Annotated in this window: 12 protein-coding genes; 10 read left to right on the forward strand and 2 right to left on the reverse strand. The window is 68.6% G+C overall.

Annotated elements, in window-relative coordinates:
* Positions 1 to 8 precede the first annotated feature (8 nt).
* The 6 genes from G8346_RS10630 to G8346_RS10655 all read left to right on the forward strand — a co-directional run bounded on the left by G8346_RS10630 (position 9) and on the right by G8346_RS10655 (position 5,334).
* Positions 9 to 305: a V-type ATP synthase subunit F gene (locus tag G8346_RS10630; RefSeq protein ID WP_166051029.1), complete on the forward strand. Its 297-nt coding sequence runs from the start codon at positions 9 to 11 to the stop codon at positions 303 to 305.
* Positions 302 to 958: a hypothetical protein gene (locus G8346_RS10635; RefSeq protein WP_166051031.1), complete on the forward strand. Its 657-nt coding sequence runs from the start codon at positions 302 to 304 to the stop codon at positions 956 to 958. The genes G8346_RS10630 and G8346_RS10635 overlap by 4 nt, the downstream gene beginning before the upstream one ends.
* Positions 955 to 2,709 (forward strand): V-type ATP synthase subunit A, encoded by a 1,755-nt coding sequence (locus tag G8346_RS10640; RefSeq protein WP_166051033.1) that lies wholly within the window; start codon positions 955 to 957, stop codon positions 2,707 to 2,709. Before G8346_RS10635 ends, G8346_RS10640 begins: the two co-directional genes overlap by 4 nt.
* Positions 2,699 to 4,162 carry a V-type ATP synthase subunit B gene (locus tag G8346_RS10645; RefSeq protein ID WP_166051035.1) on the forward strand — a complete coding sequence of 488 codons (1,464 nt, stop codon included), beginning with the start codon at positions 2,699 to 2,701 and terminating at the stop codon, positions 4,160 to 4,162. Before G8346_RS10640 ends, G8346_RS10645 begins: the two co-directional genes overlap by 11 nt.
* 3 nt (positions 4,163 to 4,165) lie before the next feature.
* Positions 4,166 to 4,783, forward strand: a complete 618-nt coding sequence (locus tag G8346_RS10650) for a V-type ATP synthase subunit D (RefSeq protein ID WP_166051037.1) — start codon at positions 4,166 to 4,168, stop codon at positions 4,781 to 4,783.
* An 86-nt stretch (positions 4,784 to 4,869) separates the two neighbouring features.
* A complete protein-coding gene (locus tag G8346_RS10655; RefSeq protein WP_166051040.1) occupies positions 4,870 to 5,334 on the forward strand; it encodes a hypothetical protein in 465 nt (154 codons plus the stop codon).
* On the opposite strand, the gene G8346_RS14985 is transcribed toward G8346_RS10655, so the two are convergent.
* Positions 5,303 to 6,154 carry a lysophospholipid acyltransferase family protein gene (locus G8346_RS14985; protein WP_166051042.1) on the reverse strand — a complete coding sequence of 284 codons (852 nt, stop codon included), beginning with the start codon at positions 6,152 to 6,154 and terminating at the stop codon, positions 5,303 to 5,305. The genes G8346_RS10655 and G8346_RS14985 overlap by 32 nt on opposite strands.
* 104 nt (positions 6,155 to 6,258) lie before the next feature.
* Here G8346_RS14985 and G8346_RS10665 point away from each other — a divergent pair, with 104 nt between their 5' ends.
* The 3 genes from G8346_RS10665 to G8346_RS10675 all read left to right on the forward strand — a co-directional run bounded on the left by G8346_RS10665 (position 6,259) and on the right by G8346_RS10675 (position 9,736).
* Complete coding sequence (locus G8346_RS10665) at positions 6,259 to 7,767, forward strand: sensor histidine kinase (RefSeq protein WP_166051044.1); 1,509 nt, start codon at positions 6,259 to 6,261, stop codon at positions 7,765 to 7,767.
* The gene (locus tag G8346_RS10670; RefSeq protein WP_166051046.1) at positions 7,754 to 9,169 is read left to right on the forward strand and encodes a sigma-54 dependent transcriptional regulator; all 1,416 of its coding nucleotides are present in this window, start codon (positions 7,754 to 7,756) and stop codon (positions 9,167 to 9,169) included. Before G8346_RS10665 ends, G8346_RS10670 begins: the two co-directional genes overlap by 14 nt.
* 174 nt (positions 9,170 to 9,343) lie before the next feature.
* A complete protein-coding gene (locus G8346_RS10675; protein ID WP_166051049.1) occupies positions 9,344 to 9,736 on the forward strand; it encodes a DUF4168 domain-containing protein in 393 nt (130 codons plus the stop codon).
* Positions 9,737 to 9,841: 105 nt separating this feature from the next.
* On the opposite strand, the gene G8346_RS10680 is transcribed toward G8346_RS10675, so the two are convergent.
* On the reverse strand, positions 9,842 to 10,093 hold the full coding sequence (locus tag G8346_RS10680) for a hypothetical protein (RefSeq protein ID WP_166051051.1): 252 nt from the start codon (positions 10,091 to 10,093) through the stop codon (positions 9,842 to 9,844).
* Positions 10,094 to 10,526: 433 nt separating this feature from the next.
* Here G8346_RS10680 and G8346_RS10685 point away from each other — a divergent pair, with 433 nt between their 5' ends.
* Positions 10,527 to 17,681 (forward strand): PKD domain-containing protein, encoded by a 7,155-nt coding sequence (locus G8346_RS10685; protein ID WP_166051053.1) that lies wholly within the window; start codon positions 10,527 to 10,529, stop codon positions 17,679 to 17,681.
* Positions 17,682 to 17,761: the final 80 nt, after the last annotated feature.

A 17,761-nucleotide genomic window follows, 5' to 3' on the forward strand; every position in this document is an offset into this window, starting at 1 on the left:
ACGCTGAGATGGCGCAACCCATCCTCATCGGCGACCGGCTCACCGCCGCGGGCTTCCGGCTCGCCGGCGTGCGCGCGCTGGTGACGGAGCCCGCGGACGCCGGGCCGGTGCTGCGCGAGGTGCTGGAGATGGGCGGTCCGGTGATGATCACCGCGGCGCTGGCCGCGCACGTGCCGGCGGCGCAGCTGGAGAAAGCCCTCCTGGCGGCCGACCCGCCGGTGGCGGTGATCCCGGATATCGCACGCGCCGCGGAACCGGCCGACATGGGCGCTGCGGTGCGACGCGCGCTGGGAGTCGAGGCATGAAAGAGAGCGAAGGCGGCATCGTCCAGGCACAGGCCGAGGCGCTCAAGGCGCTGCTGGAGCAGTCGCGCGAGTCACAGTGCCGCGAGCTGCGCGAGCGGGCCGAGCTGCAGGCGCGCGAGCTCACGCGTCGCGCACGGCGCCAGGCGCGCGAGCGGGTCAGCAAGGCGGCGCACGAGGAGCGCGCGCGGCTGGAGCGCGAGGTGCGCATGGTCGAAGCGGAAATCGAGACCGAGCTGCGCCGGCGCGAGCGCGAGCGCGACCTGGCGCTGATCGAGGCCGGCCGCGGCGCCTTGCGCGAGGCGCTGGAAGCACGCTGGCAGGACCGCGACCAGCGCCTGCAGTGGGCAGTGACCACCATGCAGGAAGCGCGCTCCGTGCTGTTCGGCCGCGAGTGGACGCTGGAGCACCCGGCGGACTGGGCCGGCGAGGAACGCGACGCGACGATCGCCTATGCGCGCGAGAAGTGCGGCGCCGAGGTGAGCGCGACGGCGGCGCCGGACCTCGCGCACGGCCTGCGCATCCGCTGCAAGGGCGCACTGGTCGACATGAGCGTGGCCGGTCTCATGGCCCACACCCGCGCCATCGAGGGCGCGCTGCTGGCCGAGGTCGGCAAGGGCCAGGACGGCGGCAACGCCGAGGGAGAAACATCATGAGCAAGGCCGTCATCCAGTGGATCGGCGGGCCGGTGCTGAAGGCCCGCGCGAGCTCACCCTTCCACGTCCACGAGGCGCTGGCGGTGGGCGAGCAGCGCCTGCTCGGCGAGGTGATCCAGCTCTCGGGCGACACCATCACCGCGCAGGTGTACGAGGACACCACGGGCCTCAGGCCGGGCGACCCGGTCGAGGGCACGGGACTGCCGCTGTCGGTGGCGCTCGGTCCCGGCATCCTCGGGCACATCTTCGACGGCTTGCTGCGCCCGCTGGGCGACGTCACGCAACACTGGTTCAAGCCCGGCCTCGCCGCCAAGCGCCACGGCAGCTTCGAGTTCACGCCCGCGGTCAAGGAAGGCGACCAAGTGAAGGGTGGGCAGGTGTTCGGCGAAGTGGCCGGCGAAGGCCCGGGGCGCGCCTGCCTGGTGCCGCCGAACGTGTCCGGTCGCGTGGTCTCGGTGGTGGAGCCCGGCGAATACGCGGAGGACGCCACCGTGCTGGTGCTCGAAGATGCCGAGGGGCGTGAGCGCAAGCTGTCCATGCAGCACGACTGGCCGGTGCGCCACCCGCGCCCGAGCGCCGGGCGGCTGCCGGCGGACGCACCCATGGTCACCGGCCAGCGCATTCTCGACACCCTGTTCCCGGTAGCGCGCGGCGGGCGCGCCGCCCTGCCCGGCGGCTTCGGCACCGGCAAGACGGTGCTGCAGGAAAGCCTCGCCAAGTGGTGCGACGCCGACATCATCATCTACGTCGGCTGCGGCGAGCGCGGCAACGAGATGGCCGAGGTGCTGGACGAGTTTCCCGAGCTCGAGGACCCGCGCACCGGCCGGCCGCTCATGGAACGCACGGTCATCATCGCCAACACCTCCAACATGCCGGTGGCGGCGCGCGAGGCGTCGATCTACACCGCCATCACCGTGGCGGAGTACTTCCGCGACCAGGGCCTGGCCGTGGCGCTGATGGCCGACTCCACCAGCCGCTGGGCGGAGGCGCTGCGCGAGGTCTCCGGCCGGCTCGGCGAACTGCCGGGCGAGTCGGGCTATCCCGCCTACCTCGCTTCCAGGCTGGCGGACTTCTACGAGCGCGCGGCGCGGGTGAAGACACTGGCCGGCGGCGAAGGCTCGGTGACGGTGATCGGCGCGGTCTCCCCGCCGGCCGGCGATTTCTCCGAGCCCGTGACCAGCCACACCAAGCGCTACGTGCGCAGCTTCTGGGCGCTGGACCGCGGCCGCGCGCAGGCGCGCTTCTATCCCGCCATCCATCCGCTCACCAGCTATGCCGAGGACGTCGACACGCTGGCGCGCTGGTGGCAGATGCAGGGCAACTCCGAATGGAAGGCGCATCGCCGCCGGCTGCTGACCTTGCTCGAGCAGCAGGCCAAGCTGGAGCGCATGGCGCGCATCGTCGGCAAGGACGCGCTGCCCGACGAGCAGCAGATGACGCTGCTCGCCGCGGACCTGATGAACGAGGGCTTCCTCAGGCAAAGCTCGTTCTCGGACGTCGACCGCTACTGTTCGCCGAAGCGCCAGACCGCGATGCTCAACCTGATGATGCAGTTCATCGACCAGGCCGAAGAAGCCGTGAGCAACGGCATCTCGCCGGGGAAGATCGCGCAGATGCCCATCCTGAGGAAGCTGCAGCGCCTCGGCGAGGAGTTCAGCGAAGAGATGGTCGCAGACAAGGCAAAGGTGGCGACGGAGATCGGCAACGCCTTCGCCGAGCTGGAAAAGCAGGAGGCCGCCCATGCGAGCTGACGTGACACTGTCCGGCGCCGCCCACCGTCTCGAGGGGCCGCTGCTGTTCGCGCGCCGCGAGGCCGACGTGGCCCTGAACGACGCGGTGGAAGTCCTCGGCGACGACGGCTCGGCACGCGTCGGGCGCGTCTCTGCAGTGGACGACGACAACATGGTGATCGAAGTGCTGGAGTCCACCACCGGGCTCGGCCTCGACGCCACGCGCATCCGCATCCTGCACCGGCCGCTGGAAATGGCAGTGGGCCCGAACCTGCCCGGGCGCGTGTTCAACAGCGTGGGACTGCCGATCGACGGCGGGCCGCCGGTGCCGGCGACGCAGATGATGCGCATCGACGGGCTGGCGATCAATCCGGCGGCGCGCGATTTGCCACGCGACTTCATCGAGACCTCGATCTCGACCATCGACCTGATGAACAGCCTGGTGCGCGGCCAAAAGCTGCCACTGTTCTCCTGCGGCGGCCTGCCGCATGACCGCCTGGCGACGCAGATCGCGCAGCGTGCCCGCCTGCGCGACGCCGAGGCCGGCGAGTTCTGCGTGGTGTTCGTCGGTATCGGCGTGCCGTACGACGTCGCCGCGAGCTTCACCCGCGCCATGGAAGAGTCCGGCGCGCTGGCGCACACGGTGATGTTTTTGAACCACGCCGACGAGCCGTCGACGCAGCGCCTGCTGACACCGCGCTTTGCCCTGACCGCCGCCGAGTACCTGGCCTTCGTGGAAGGACGCCACGTGCTGGTCGTCATGACCGACATGACGAACTACTGCGAGGCGCTGCGCGAGGTTTCGGCGAGCCACGGCGAGATCCCGAGCCGCAAGGGCTATCCGGGCTACATGTACTCCGACCTGGCGACCATCTTCGAGCGCGCCGGGTGCATCCGCGGGTTGCAGGGCACGCTGACGCAGCTGCCGATCCTGACCATGCCCGGCGACGACATCGGGCATCCGATCCCGGATCTCACCGGCTACATCACGGAGGGCCAGATCGTGCTCGGGCGCGAACTGGACCGCAAGGGCGTGTTCCCGCCGGTCGAGGTGCTGCCGAGCCTGTCGCGGCTGATGGATGCCGGCACGGGCAAGGGCTACACGCACGAGGATCACCCCGCCCTCGCCCACCAGCTGTTCGCGTCCTATGCGCGCGCCAACCGGGTGCGGGTGCTGGCCTCAGTGATGGGGGTCGAGGGCCTGCCCGAGAACGACCGCAAGTTCCTCGAGTTCGGTGACGCTTTCGAGGAGCGGTTCGTGGCGCAGGACGCGCCGCGCACGCTGGAAGAGAGCATGGCGCTCGGATGGGAGCTGCTGCGGGGGCTGCCGGCGGGGGAGCTGACGCGGCTTTCGAGTGCGCAGTTGGAGAAGTACATCGAGTCGGAAGAGGTTCGCGCAGAGGATGCGGAAGGGGCGGAGGGCGCGGAGGAAGAGTTGGCGGTGGCGCCCGGCGAAGAGGGCTCGGGGTACTAGCGCATGCCCGAGGCCGGCCTCAGTCCCAGTCGCAGCGCCTTCCTGGAACTCAAGGAAGAACGCCAGCTGGTGCGCGAGGGCTTCGAGTTTCTCGACGAGAAGCGCGTCATCCTCGCCCAGGAAATGCTGCGCCGCCTGAAGGCCTGGAAGGCGGCGCGCGAACGCTATGACGCGCTGCATGAAGAAGCCGCGGCGGCGCTGGCGCGCGCGGTGGGGCGGCACGGCCTAGACGGGATCGGCATCTATCCCGCGCCACGCATGGACAACGCCGCCCTGGCGCGCAAGGAAACACGCTTTCTCGGCGTCAACCTGCTGGATGGAGAGTTCGATCCCGGCTGGGGAGAGAAAGACGCCCGGCCGCCGCACGCCGTGAACCCGAGCCCCGAGGCCGAGCGTTGCCGCGAGGCCTTTGCGGCGCTTCTGCCGCTGGGCTTCGAGCTGGCGGTGATGCGTGCCAGCCTGGAGCGGCTGGTGCGCGAATACGTGCGCACCGAGCGGCGCGCGCGGGCGCTGGAGAACGTCGTGCTCCCGGAAATCGAGCACTCGCTCAGGTTCATGGACGAGCAGCTCGAGGCCATGGACCAGGAAGAAGCCATCCGGGTGCGCAACGCGGGGCGGTGATTCGCGGGGACCACCCTGTCCCGCGGCATTGCCGCGCCCCGCCCGGGTTCATGTAAGCTAGGCCGCTCTGGAAAACGGAGCGCCCCATGAGCAAGCCAGCCCTCGCCCTCCTCGCATCCGCCGCGCTCGCCGGTTGCGGCACGGTGATCGATTTCGGCCCCGAGCCCGGCACCATCGGCGACGAGTCTTACCTGCAGTACCAGCCGGAGCTCCACGGCCCCAACGCGCCGCCGCGCGAGCCGCCGGTAGACCGAATCAGGATCGGCCAGAGCAGTGATTCCCCGGTCCCGGCAGAGCCCTCCGCCGCTGCAGCCGCGCCCGGGCCCGCGCCCGCGCCGGTCGAGGCGGCCCCGGTGCTGCCGCCGCCCCCGCCGGCCCCGGCCATTCCCGCCGCGCCGACCTCGGAAGCACTGTTCAACGACGCCATCCGCCGTGCCGTGGACTCCGGTGATATCGACCGGGCGTTGAAGCTGCTCGAGGAAGCGGAACGGCTCGGCTCGCAGAGTGCGCGCCCGACCTTTATCGAGGCGATCCAGTCCCGAGGTAACTGACGGAGCGCGCCTTGAGCTCGGCGTGCATGGCCTCGACGCGCTCCTGCAGCGCGCGGGCCAGGTGCTTGCGGTGGTCGGCCCCGACGGCGTCCCCCGCCTTGAGGCGCACCGTGAAGCCCTTCAGCAGCGCCATGCGCCAGACGTGTGGCGGCAGCGCCAGGTGGCCCCACCACGCCAGTGCCAGGCCGGGGTCCACGTCCGGGCGCCCGGTGTCGTACACCAGCACCGCCGGGTAGACCGGGTGACCGTCGCGCGCCGGCAACGAGAGGAGGCCCGAGCGGAACGGCAGGATGCCGTCGCCCGCGCTGGTGGTGCCTTCCGGGAAGAACACGACCAGGTCGCCGTCCTCGAAAGCACGCGCCATGCCGTTGAGCGTGACGCTGGCGGCCTCGGGCCCGTGACCGCGCTTCACGAACAGCGTCCCCGCGCGCTTGGCGAGCAGGCCGATGAGCGGCCAGTCCGCCACCTCGTGCTTGGAAACGAAACGGCAGCCGGTGAGCGACATGAGCACCGGGATGTCCATGTAGCTGACGTGGTTGGTGATGAGGAAAGCCGGGCCCGGCGGCAGGCCACCGTCGACCTCGACGCGCGCGCCGAGGATGCGGCAGATGGTGGCCGCCCAGTGGCGCGTGACCCACTGGCGGATCGCCGCGCGGCGCGCCCGGCGCCACGGCCACAGCGCCACCAGCCCCCACGCCAGCGCGATCACCAGGGTGACGAGCAGCAGTGACGGCAGCCGGACCAGCGCGCGCAGCAACCCCAGGGGGGTGACCGGCACGCGCGCATAGGCCGGCACCCGCGGGGCGGATTCGAGAGTCACGGCGCGCATCGTGACAGCGGCTCCGATACGGGGCAAGCCACCCGCGCGGCCACCCGCACGGCCACCCTCAAGGCACGGCAGCGCCATGTGTGCCAAAATGGCGCATGGCTCGCATAAGACAGGCCTGGCTGAAACCTCTCAACCTGCGTACCGCCGTGGTGGCATTCGTCGTCCTGCCGTGCCTGCTGGTCATGGGTCTCGCCAGCGGGTTCGGGCTGCGGGGCCTGGAAACGCAGATCAACGCCCGCATGCAGGAAGACCTCGAACTGATCGCGCGCACGCTGCGCCTGCCCCTGAGCGAAGCCATACGGCGCGACCGTCCCGAGCTGGTGCAGGCGGCCATCGACTCCACGGTCGGGTTCGACCAGGTCTACGCCGTGAACGTGTACGACGAGAGCGGGCGCCGCGTGGCGCGCAGCGGCCGGCGGCGCGCCTCGGTGCCGAGTCGCGAGGCGGCCGAGATGGCCGAACAGGGCGAGCGGCTGGAAGCTGCGGCGTCGATCGGCGAGGAACAGCTGGTCTCGGTGTTCCAGCCGCTGACCACGGACGACGGCCGCATCGCGGGCCTGCTGCAGGTGACCCGTCACAGCGGCGCCGTGCGCGGCTACCTGGAACGCACGCAGCGCCTCGCCTGGGTGGCGGTGGCCTCCGCCGGGGGCCTGCTGACGCTGCTCATCGTGTTCGGCCATCACTACGGCGTCGGCCGGCACGCGCGCGCCATCGAGGCCGGGCTGGAACGGGTGCGCGAGGGCGACGAACGCCACCGGCTCTCGCCGGCGGGCGTGGCGGAGTTCCGCAGCCTCGCCGTCAACATCAACCGCATGCTCGACGGCATCGCCGCGTCGCAACGGGCGCTGGAGCGCCAGCGTGCAACCGAAGCCGGGCTGCGGGACCGGCTGCACCAGAGCGAGAAGATGGCCGCGGTGGGCCGGCTGGCGGCCGGCGTGGCACACGAACTCGGCTCGCCGCTGGCGACGCTCTACGGCCGCGTCCAGCAGCTGCTGCGCTCGACCCCGCCCGATGCTGCCGAACGAGCCGGGCTGCAAGCCATCCACGACGCCGCGCTGCGGATGGAACAGACCATTCGCCAGCTGCTCGACTACGGCCGCGCCAATCCCCTGCAGCGTCGCCGCATCGAACTCGCCCCCCTGCTGCGGCGGCTGGCCGCCGAAGCGCTCGCCGGCCAGGACGACGCACATCCGGCAGCCTCCCGCATGCACCCTGTGCCACGCGTCCAGGTGCAATGCGACGATCCCGCCCTCACCGTGAGCGCCGACCCGTTGCGCCTCGAACAGGCGCTGCGCAACCTGCTCGACAACGCGGTCCATGCCGCCCGCACCCAGGTGGCGGTCGGCGCCGAGGCCGGCGACGACGGCAGCGTGCGGGTTTTTGTCGGCGACGACGGACCGGGCATCGCGCCAGCCGAGCGCGACCGCGTCTTCGAGCCTTTCTTCACCACCAAGCCGGTCGGCCAGGGCACCGGCCTCGGCCTCAGCGTCGCCGCCGCGGCCGCCGCGGACCACGGCGGCCGTCTCGTCGTCGCGGACGACCCGCTGGGAGGCGCCCGCTTCACCATTCACCTGCCGCCGGAGACCCCTGATGAGCATGCCTGACGCGACCGCTCGACCGCGCATCCTGGTGGTCGAGGACGACGACGGCCTGCGCGACATGTTGCGCAACGAGCTCGACGACGCCGGCTACGAGACCCTGTCGGCAGCGGACGCGGCCGCCGCTCGCGGCCTGGTCGAACAGCAAAGCCCGGACCTGGTGCTGAGCGACCTGCGGCTCCCCGGCGACAGCGGCCAGGCGCTGCTGGCCTTTTGCCGCCAGCTCGAGGCGCCGCCCGCCTTCATCATGATCACGGCGTTCGGCACCGTCGAACAGGCGGTCGAAGCGCTCAAGCAGGGCGCGGACGATTTCCTCACCAAACCGCTGCGACTGGATCATCTCAGGCTGGCGGTGGCGCGTGCGCTCGAGTCGCGCCGGCTGCGCTCGGAGCTGAGCCAGTACCGCAGGCTCCTGTCCGAGGGCGAGTTCCACGGCATGCTGGGCCGCAGCCCGCCGATGCGCGAGCTCTACGAGGTCGTCCGGCGCGTGGCGCCCCTGGCGTCCCCGGTGATCATCAGCGGCGAGAGCGGCACCGGCAAGGAACTCGTCGCCCGGGCGCTGCACGCCGAGAGCCCGCGCAGCGCGCATGCTTTCGTGCCGCTCAATTGTGCGGCAGTGCCCGCAGAGCTCATGGAAAGCGAGCTGTTCGGGCACGCACGCGGCGCCTTCACCGGCGCCACCCGGCAACGCGACGGGCTCTTCGCAGAAGCCGACGGCGGCACGCTGCTGCTGGACGAGATCGGCGAGATGCCGGCGGGGATCCAGGCCAAGCTGTTGCGCGTGCTCGAGGACGGCTGCATCCGCCCGCTCGGCACGGACAGCGAGCGGCAGGTGGACGTGCGCCTGCTGGCAGCGACAAATCGCGATCTCGAGGCGGAAGTCGCGGCAGGACGTTTTCGCGCCGACCTGTTTTATCGACTGGAAACGTTCCAGGTCCGGGTGCCGGCCTTGCGCGAGCGCGGCGATGACCTCGACCTGCTGGCGGCGCATTTCGTGGCACGTTGCGCGGCAGCCCGCGGCCAGCGCCCGCCGGCGCTGTCGGACCAGGCCCTGGCTTGTCTCCGCGCATACGAGTTCCCGGGCAACGTGCGCGAACTGGCGAATGCCCTGGAGCGCGCCACGGTTTTTTGTGGCGACCGGGAGATCCGGCCTGCGCACCTGCCCGAGCGCATGCGGCGACGCCGGCCGATGCAGCCTTCGGCGGCGGCGCCCGGGGCGGGCATTCCGGGGGGACAGGATCCGCTGGAGGTGCTGGGCGACGATCCGGATACCTGGCCGTCGCTGGACGCCCTGGAGCGGCGCTACATCCGCCAGGTGCTCGACCGGGTCGACGGCAACAAGCGCCGCGCTGCAGAAATCCTCGGGATCGCCCGCCGCACGCTCTATCGCCGCCTCGACGACATGTAACGCACTGGCACATGCGCCCGGTTCATGTGCCGGGCTGGCACAGCCATGTCGCGACCGGGCCCGGGTCGCGGCCAACCGAACGCCTCTAAGTAATTGTTTTTAATAGTGCCCGCCTCGGTGGCACGCGCCTTGCAACGTTCTTGGCAGGCCAACATTGCAACACGAGGAGCCAACATGAGACATCGCAGACACACCGCCTTTGCCATCGCCGCCGCCGCCAGCCTGGCTGCCGGCCTTGCCGCCGCCCCCGCCGTCGCGGAGGAAGGCTATGGCACCGGGCAGGAACAGGCCGCGCCGCGCGCCGAAGTGAGCAGCGCCAAGCTGGACCAGTTCGTGGTCGCGCTGGAGCGCGTGCATTCCATCGGCAACCAGGCGTCTGCAGAAATGGAGCAGAGCCGCGACATGGAGGAAGCGCAGCAGATCCAGCAGAACGCCCAGGGCCAGATGATCGAGGCCGTCGAGGAAGCGGGCCTGACCGTGGACGAGTACAACCGGATCGCCCAGCTGATGAACTCCGACCCCGAGGTGCAGGAGCGCATCAACTCCCGCCTTGAAGAACGCAGCTGAATCCCGCCCGGGCGGGGCGCGATCGCCCCGCCCTTTCCTCCCCAAGGGATCCTTGACCGCGCCTCAGGCGCGGTTTTTTTTGTGTCGTTTGCCGGTCGGGCGCCGTCAGTCCTGGTTGTTCGGCAACTCGATGGTGTAAGTCGCCTTGGCCCCGTCCTCGACGCGCTTCTCAGGCGGGTTCACCCAGATAATCTTCACCGGCATGCCGCGCGCCGAGCGTTCGACCGCAGCCACGTACTCGCTGTCGATCTCGTGCCGCGCAGCAGTTTCATCCGCCGGCTTCATCCCTGCACACCCTGAAACCAGCATCCCTGCGGCGACAACAGGCAACATCAGTATCAGTCTGGACGTTTTCATGGCGGACCTCCTCCTGGTCGTTGGCCCTGGATCGCCCTCGGGGCGGGGACGGTCCCGCGACCCGGGTGGCGATTTTTTAATCATATGCCTCAAAATCGGAGTTGCAAGCGGGTTCGCGCCAAGGCTCATGCCCGGCGCGAGGGCCTGACCCTGCGGGCTGTCGAGGAAGACGCCCGCATCGCAGCTGTTGCCTGCGCCATGGCGTGAGCGAGCTGTGGACCGCCGACCGTGACTTCTCGCGCTACCCCGCGCTGCGCCTCCGAAATCACCTGGTGGCGGTCAACGAGCGGCGGCCACGATACCGGGCACGGCGCAGCGGCTGACCCCGTCCGGCGGGCCCGTGTCGGGTTTTCGTCTCCTTTGTCGCGTTTCTCCTTAAGAGCGCCCAGTACGGCGCCGGCACCCATGGGAAACGCAAAGAGGAAGAGCGCCGTTGAACACCAAGCCGCACTGGGCCAAGAGCCGCTTCGGACTGCCGGGACTGCTCGTCCTGGCACTGGTTGTCGCCTCCTGCGGCGGGGACTCCCGCCGGGACCCGGAGGCCGAGAACCGCGCCCCGACCGCCAACGCGGGTGCCGACCAGACTGCCCAGCTGGGCGCGCCGGTTCGCCTCGACGGCTCAGGGTCCACCGACCCTGACGGCGATCCCCTCACCTACAGCTGGCGCCTGCTCGAGCGACCCACGGGCAGCCAGGCAACGCTCTCCGACCCCGCAACCGTCCGCCCGACCTTCGTCATCGACCTGGCCGGCGCCTACGTGGCCGAGCTGGTGGTCAACGACGGCGAGCTCGACTCCACGCCCGACACGGTGCGCATCGACACCCTCAACTCCGCCCCGGTCGCGGACGCCGGGCCGGACCAGACCGTCACCCTCGGCTCGCTGGTGCAGCTCGACGGCTCGGCCTCGAGCGACCCCGACAACGACCCGCTGCAGTATGCCTGGGCGATCATCGAGCGCCCGGCAGGCTCCGCCGCCACGCTCGACAACACCGCCATCATCGACCCGGTGTTCACCGCCGACCAGCCCGGCGCCTACCGAGTCCGGCTGGTGGTCAGCGACGGCGAGCTCGAAAGCACCGCCGACCACGTCATCGTCTCGACCGCCAACTCGGCGCCCGTGGCCGACGCCGGCGAAGACCAGTCCGCCTTCGTCGGCGAAACCGTGAACCTCGACGGCAGCGGCTCGTTCGACGCCGACGGCGACGCGCTGGCATATGCCTGGTCCCTGCTCAGCCGGCCTGACGGCAGCCAGGCGGCGCTCACCGGCGCCGACTCGCCCAACGCCAGCTTCCCGGCCGACGTCGAAGGCCTGTTCGTGGCGCAGCTGATCGTCAATGACGGCCAGCTCGACTCGGCCCCCGACACCACGACAGTCGAGGTATCGGTCCAGCCGCCGGCCAACCAGGCGCCCACGATCACCTCCACCGCCGTGACAACCGCGACGGTCGGACAGCCCTACAGCTACACCGTCACCGCCACCGACCCCGACAGCGACGCCCTCACCTTCAACCTCAGCGTGCGGCCCGACGGCATGACCATCGGCGCCACCAGCGGCGTCATCGGCTGGACGCCGGACGCAGCCGGCAACGTGGCCGTCACCGTCGGCGTCAGCGACGGCCGCGGCGGCAGCGACAGCCAGACGTTCACCATCACCGTCGGCGAAGGCAGCGGCGGGGGTGGCGGCGGCGACCCGGGTGGCTCGCTGCCGCCCAACCCGGCCGACGTGGCGCCGCCGAACGACCTCACGGTCACCACCACGCTGTACGACTCGGTGCGCTTCCTGTTCACCGGCGCCAACCCCATCCAGCGGGGCGTCGCAGCCGACGTCATCGACCCGCGGCGCATCGCCGTGTTGCGCGGCCGCGTGCTGGACGCCAACGGCGATCCGCTGTCGGGCGTGCGGGTGAGCGTGAAAGACCATGCCGAGTTCGGCTGGACGCTGTCGCGCGAGGACGGCATGTTCGATCTCGCCGTCAACGGCGGCGGACCGCTGGTGCTCGACTACACCCGCGCCGATTACCTGCCGGTGCAGCGCCGGCTGCCGACCGAGTGGCGGCAATGGGGCATCGCGCCGGACGTGGTGATGATCACCCTCGATCCGAACGTCACGGCGGTCGATCTCGCGGCCATCACCGAGCCCGTCGTGGCCAGTGGCAGCATCGAGACCGACGTGGACGGCTCGCGCCAGGCGCGAATGCTGTTCAAGCCCGGCACCACCGCTGAGCTGGTGCTGCCTGGCGGCGGCACGCAGGCCATCAGCTCAATCAGTGTGCGCGCCACCGAGTACACCGTGGGCGAGCGTGGGCCCGAGCGGATGCCGGGCGAGCTGCCGCTGATGTCCGGCTACACCTACGCGGTGGAGTTGTCGGTGGACGAGGCGATCGCGGCCGGCGCTTCGAGCATCCGCTTCAGCCAGCCGGTGCCGGTCTACGTGGACAACTTCCTGGGCTTTCCCGCCGGTGAGCGCGTCCCGCTGGGCTATTACGACCGCGACGCCGCACGCTGGATCGGCGCCGATGACGGGCGCGTGATCAGCGTGCTCTCGACCGATGGGGGCATCGCATCGCTGGACATTGACGGCGACGGCGTGGCCGACGCCGCCGATGCGCTTGCCGCGCTCGGGATCGACGAGGCCGAGTTGCGGCGACTGGCGGAACTGTATAGCGCGGGCGCGTCCATATGGCGGGTCCAGATGGACCACTTCACTCCGATCGATTGCAACTGGCCCTATGCACCGCCGGCCGACTCGTCTGCGCCGGACAATCCGGCACCCGAAGTGGTCACTAAGAACCCCACAGATGATCCCTGCGAAGCGACGGGATCGATTATCGATTGCCAGAACCAGGTACTGCGCGAGCGGGTGGGTCTCGCCGGGACCTCGATGTCGCTCAATTACGCGAGCGACCAGGTGCCGGGGCGCGGTGCCATCATGCGCATTCCCGTGACTCCGGCTGTGGTGCCGGAGTCCATGCGCGCCGCGGCAGTAAGGATCAATATCGCCGGTCGGACCATTCTCTACACATTCCCGGCCGAGCCCAACATCACCCTGGAATGGGAATGGGACGGCAAGGATGCATACGGAAGGGACATCCAGGGCAGCATCCCAGCCTTTGTGACCGTGCTGCACCGCTACCCGCTGGTGTACATGAGCAACGGCGACGATCGGGCGCGCAGCTGGGCCCGCTCAGGGAGCAGCTTCCGACAGATAACGCGGGAATCGACTTTTATCGACCTGCGCCAGTCGCATATGGTCACGCTTGAGTACCGGGACGCCCGCCGCGGTATCGGGCTCGGCGGCTGGTCCCTGAGCGACCACCATCGCTACGACCCCGGTTCGAGAACTCTCCTGCTCGGGGACGGCAGCCGCCGCACAGGCGACGGGATCGGTCGGGTGATCGAGCGCTTCGCCGGCGGCTATGACCCCGTTAACGAGCAGAATTGGGACGTGTTCGGCATCCCCGCGAAGGATGCTTTCGTCTGGGGCGGCCTGGGAATGGAATTCGGACCGGACGGCTCTCTTTACTTCATCGAGGGCGGCACCTACGCCGAAATTCACCGAATCGACCCGGACGGGATCATCCGCCATGTGGCTGGCGACTATGAACGCGACGGCTGCGACTGGGAAACCGAGACACCGGAGGCCTGCGGCGTGGGTGGGCCGGCGAGCGAGGCACGTTTCAGCAATATAGTTGACCTGGCTGTCGCTCCAGACGGCACCCTATATTTCATTTCCGACTGGACGGTAGTGCTTAGCATTGGCGCAGACGGAATCCTGCGTCATGTCGCCGGTAGCGGTGACGACAGCTGCTGGGATCTCCCAGGCGATGACGCCGTCAACTGCGCGCTCGAAGGCGTGGCCACCGAGACCTACATGTATCCTTTTGGTATCGACGTCGGACCCGACGGTGACGTCTACGTCGTTGATCTCGCCATTGTGCTGACCCTGGGTCGTATCGGCGCGGACGGCATCATCTCAACGGTCGTCGGAGCGCCAAGCTACGACTTTTGGGACGAGGACGACCTGTGCGCACAAGACGGAACGCCTGCCAACCGGATCTGCATGGCGCCCCTGGACGTTGCGATCGGACCGGACGGGACGATCTACGTGCTGGAGGAACTCCTCTATCTTAATGGCCGGGGCCGCTTCCGGGTCCTCGCCTTTGGTGCTGACGGGCGGCAAAGGACGGTTGCCGATGAGATCGACTTGTTCCCCGACGGGCAAGCGAGAGTTTTTCGTCTTCATGCAGGGCAGGACGGGCTTCTCTACTTGCCAACGTATGGGATCTTCAACAGCGGCACTGACGGCCACCAACACCTCCTCCAGATCAACCCGGCCAACGGCGAGGTGGTCATTATCGCCGGCACCGGTCCTCGTGGGGTGCGCGGGCAGAACGGAGACGACGTATTCGCTCTCAGCACCGAACTCTGGCGCCCCGAAGTAGTCGCGCAGAGACCGGATGGCGAAATCTTCCTGTTCGACGACAAGCGCATTCGACGCATCGGCTCGCCGGCACCGGGTTTCGACCTGTTTGGCTACAGCATCCCAAGTGAGGACGGCGGCCAGCTTTATGACTTCGACTATGCCGGCCGTCACTTGCGCACGCGGGACACCTTAAGCGGCATCACGCTGCTGGAGTTCGAGTACGACGCTGCGGGGCTGCTGTCCGCCTTCACGGACGCGGACGGGCTTCGCACCAGCATCCAGCGCAACGGCGAGGTGCCGACCGCGATCGTCGGGCCTTACGGGCATGCCACACGCTTGCGAACGAATGAGGATGGCTGGCTCAGCGAACTCGAGGACCCGACCAATCGGCCGATCATCTTCAACTACGACACAGGTGGCTTGCTGACGCAGGTCACCCGGGCTTCAGGGGAGACCAGCACTTACAGTTACGACACCAGCGCGCGCCTGGTCCGGGCCACTGGCGCCAATGGCGGTGAGTCCAGCCTAACCAGGGCCGTCACGCCAGATGAAACAGCGGTGTCCCTCACGACACCGGAGGGTCGTACCACGACTTTCGGTGTCGAGCGCCTGGCCGACGGCTCCACACGCCGCCACACCATTGATCCATCTGGCGGTGTGACAGAGCAGTTGACGCTGCCTGATGGCAGCTCCCGGATCACCCGTCCGGATGGAACCATACTCGAGACACGCCTTGGTACAGATTTGCGCTTCGGCATGCAGTCGCCTTTGCTGGAAAGCTTGGTAATCCGCACGCCGAGCGGACTGGAGAACGTTCTTACTGAATTCGATACCGCCGTATTTGGAGAGCGAAACAATCCCCTGTCGCTACAGGAACTGACCCGCGTCTCCAGCGTGAATGGCGCGAGCTACGTAACGCGAATCGACACTGTGGCGCGGGAGTTCAGCCTCACGACGCCAGCCGGCAGGACCCAGCTGGAGCGACTGGACGAGCGTTTCCGTGTCATCGAGAGCCTCGAAGCGCCCGGGGCCGAGCCATGGCGCTACAGCTACGACGCCCTCGGGCGGCTTGAGTCGATTCAGCACGGTGCCTACGCCAGGCAGTTCTCCTATGACGAGCTCGGACGAGTTGCCACCACGCAGGACACGCTGGGCCGGGTGACTGGCTACTCCTATGATGCGTCCGATCGCGTCACGCAGCTGCGCTTGCCAAGCGGTCGCACAATCAGCTACGGGTACGATGCGGTAGGCCGGCTCAACGCAGTGGTGATGCCGAGCGGCGCCACGCATCAGCTCGGCTACGCCCCTGGCGGACCACCAAGCTCTTACACGAATCCTGCCGGGGCCGGCGTGGTCAAGTCTTTCAACCTGGACGAACAGATCGAGGCTGCGGTGCTGACCTCGGGCCGCAGCGAGCAGTGGGGCTACGACGTTGCTGGCAGGCCGGTTTCCCTGAGCTCGCCGGAGGCAGAGATCAGCTTCTCCTATATCGACGCGACCGACCGTATCGCGACGATGCAGAGGACAGCGGCTTCCGGAACGGGGAGTCAGTCCATCGACTTCGCTTACGACGGTCATCTTCAGACCATGGCGCGCTTCACCGGCGATGCGGTGGGTGAGTTCTCCTATCGCTTCGACAACAGCCTGTTCCTCGCAGGCGTCACGCTCGACGGTGGCGCGGAAGTCACCCTGGCACATGACGCAGACGGGCTTGTCACGGGAATCGGGAGCTTCGCCATATCCCGACCGGGCGCATCCGGCCGGCCGGGCGTGATCGCTGATGGCGTGGCGTCGGTCGACTACCAGTTCGACTCCCGCGGGTATCTTGCGACACGGCGCCATGACCATGGGGCCGGCAACTTCTATGCATTAGAGGTCGCTCGTGGGGTCGACGGCCGCATCGTGGGGAAGACGGAGACGGTCAACGGCATGGCCAGGGTCTATGGCTATACCTACGATGTCGACGGGCAACTGCTCAGCGTGAGTCGGGACGGAGTCGAGGTTGAACGCTATGCGTATGACCTGAACGGTAACCGGACACTCGTCCAGTCGGAGGGGCTGGTGGCCAGCGCCAGCTACGACGACAGCGATCGCATACTGTCCCAGGGGGCACTCGACTTCGAAGTCAACGCGGACGGCCGGGTCGTCCGTCGCGGCGATGCGACCCTCGTCTACGACACCGGCGGCGCGCTGCTGGCATTCCAGCCCGACGGTGGCGACGAGATCGTGTATGGCATCGACCCGCTCGGACGCCGGATCTCGCGCACTGACTCCGCCGGTAAGACACAGTATCTCTACGGTAACCCGGGGGACGCTTTCCAGGTCACCGCGACAAGGGCCCCCGATGGCACGTTGACTTGGTACTACTACGATGACGCCGGGCTGCTCTTCGCCATGGACCGGGCAGGCGCTCGCTACTACGTGGCGACCGACCAGGCAGGCACGCCTCGCGTGGTCGTCGACGCGTCCGGCAACGTCGTCAAGGTATTGCGGCACGACACCTGGGGCCGCCTGCTGGAGGACAGCAACCCCGCCTTCGAACTGGCCATCGGCTTTGCCGGCGGCATCGCCGACCACGCCAGCGGGCTCCTGCGCTTCGGCTTTCGGGATTACGATCCCGTTACCGGCCGCTGGCTCGCTCGCGATCCGCTGCTCTATGGTGGTCGCCAGGCCAACCTGTACGCCTATGTCAACAACGACCCGGTCAACCTGCGCGATCCGACGGGGCTCGTTTGCGTCGGCGGGTCGGTCTACACGGGGATCGGTGCCGGCGCAACGCTGTGCTTCACCTTCAGCGGTATATCGGCGTGTGCGGAGGCCGGTTTCGGTGTCGGCGGCGGTGTCGATGTACAGCTGTTCGAAGGCTTGGCGAAGCAGGCCGACGCGGATTACGTGAGTCTGTCGGTAAAGGCAAAGTGCGGTCCGATAGCAGCGGGATTCGAAGTCAAACTCAATGATTGCGGCGACCTCTCCAGCGGCTGCCAGGCCGGCATCGGGAACGTGGACCTCTGCAAGAAGGAGTTCACCGCAAAAGACTTCAACAAGGTCGAAGAGTTCGTAGACAGGAACATCAAGTCGCTCGATGTGAAGACTCCACGGGTGAACCTGTCTTGCAACATCGGTGGGAAAATCGCAGCGGGCGGATGCTGGTCAAGCAACTGGTAGCAGGCAACCCGGTCCCCGCTCTTTCGGGCGCGGGGACCGGGGGTCTCCGTCAAGCGTCGTCCAGCAGCGCCAGCAACGCC

Source organism: Thioalkalivibrio sp. XN279, from assembly GCF_011089885.1.
GTDB lineage: Bacteria > Pseudomonadota > Gammaproteobacteria > Steroidobacterales > XN24 > XN24.

What these genes read in the sequence shown, in the direction of transcription:
- G8346_RS10630 (WP_166051029.1), top strand. Translation starts at nt 9, where the DNA reads ATGGCGCAACCCATCCTCATCGGCGACCGGCTCACCGCCGCGGGCTTC.
- G8346_RS10635 (WP_166051031.1), top strand. Translation starts at nt 302, where the DNA reads ATGAAAGAGAGCGAAGGCGGCATCGTCCAGGCACAGGCCGAGGCGCTC.
- G8346_RS10640 (WP_166051033.1), top strand. Translation starts at nt 955, where the DNA reads ATGAGCAAGGCCGTCATCCAGTGGATCGGCGGGCCGGTGCTGAAGGCC.
- G8346_RS10645 (WP_166051035.1), top strand. Translation starts at nt 2,699, where the DNA reads ATGCGAGCTGACGTGACACTGTCCGGCGCCGCCCACCGTCTCGAGGGG.
- G8346_RS10650 (WP_166051037.1), top strand. Translation starts at nt 4,166, where the DNA reads ATGCCCGAGGCCGGCCTCAGTCCCAGTCGCAGCGCCTTCCTGGAACTC.
- G8346_RS10655 (WP_166051040.1), top strand. Translation starts at nt 4,870, where the DNA reads ATGAGCAAGCCAGCCCTCGCCCTCCTCGCATCCGCCGCGCTCGCCGGT.
- G8346_RS10665 (WP_166051044.1), top strand. Translation starts at nt 6,259, where the DNA reads ATGGCTCGCATAAGACAGGCCTGGCTGAAACCTCTCAACCTGCGTACC.
- G8346_RS10670 (WP_166051046.1), top strand. Translation starts at nt 7,754, where the DNA reads ATGAGCATGCCTGACGCGACCGCTCGACCGCGCATCCTGGTGGTCGAG.
- G8346_RS10675 (WP_166051049.1), top strand. Translation starts at nt 9,344, where the DNA reads ATGAGACATCGCAGACACACCGCCTTTGCCATCGCCGCCGCCGCCAGC.
- G8346_RS10680 (WP_166051051.1), bottom strand. Translation starts at nt 10,093, where the DNA reads ATGAAAACGTCCAGACTGATACTGATGTTGCCTGTTGTCGCCGCAGGG.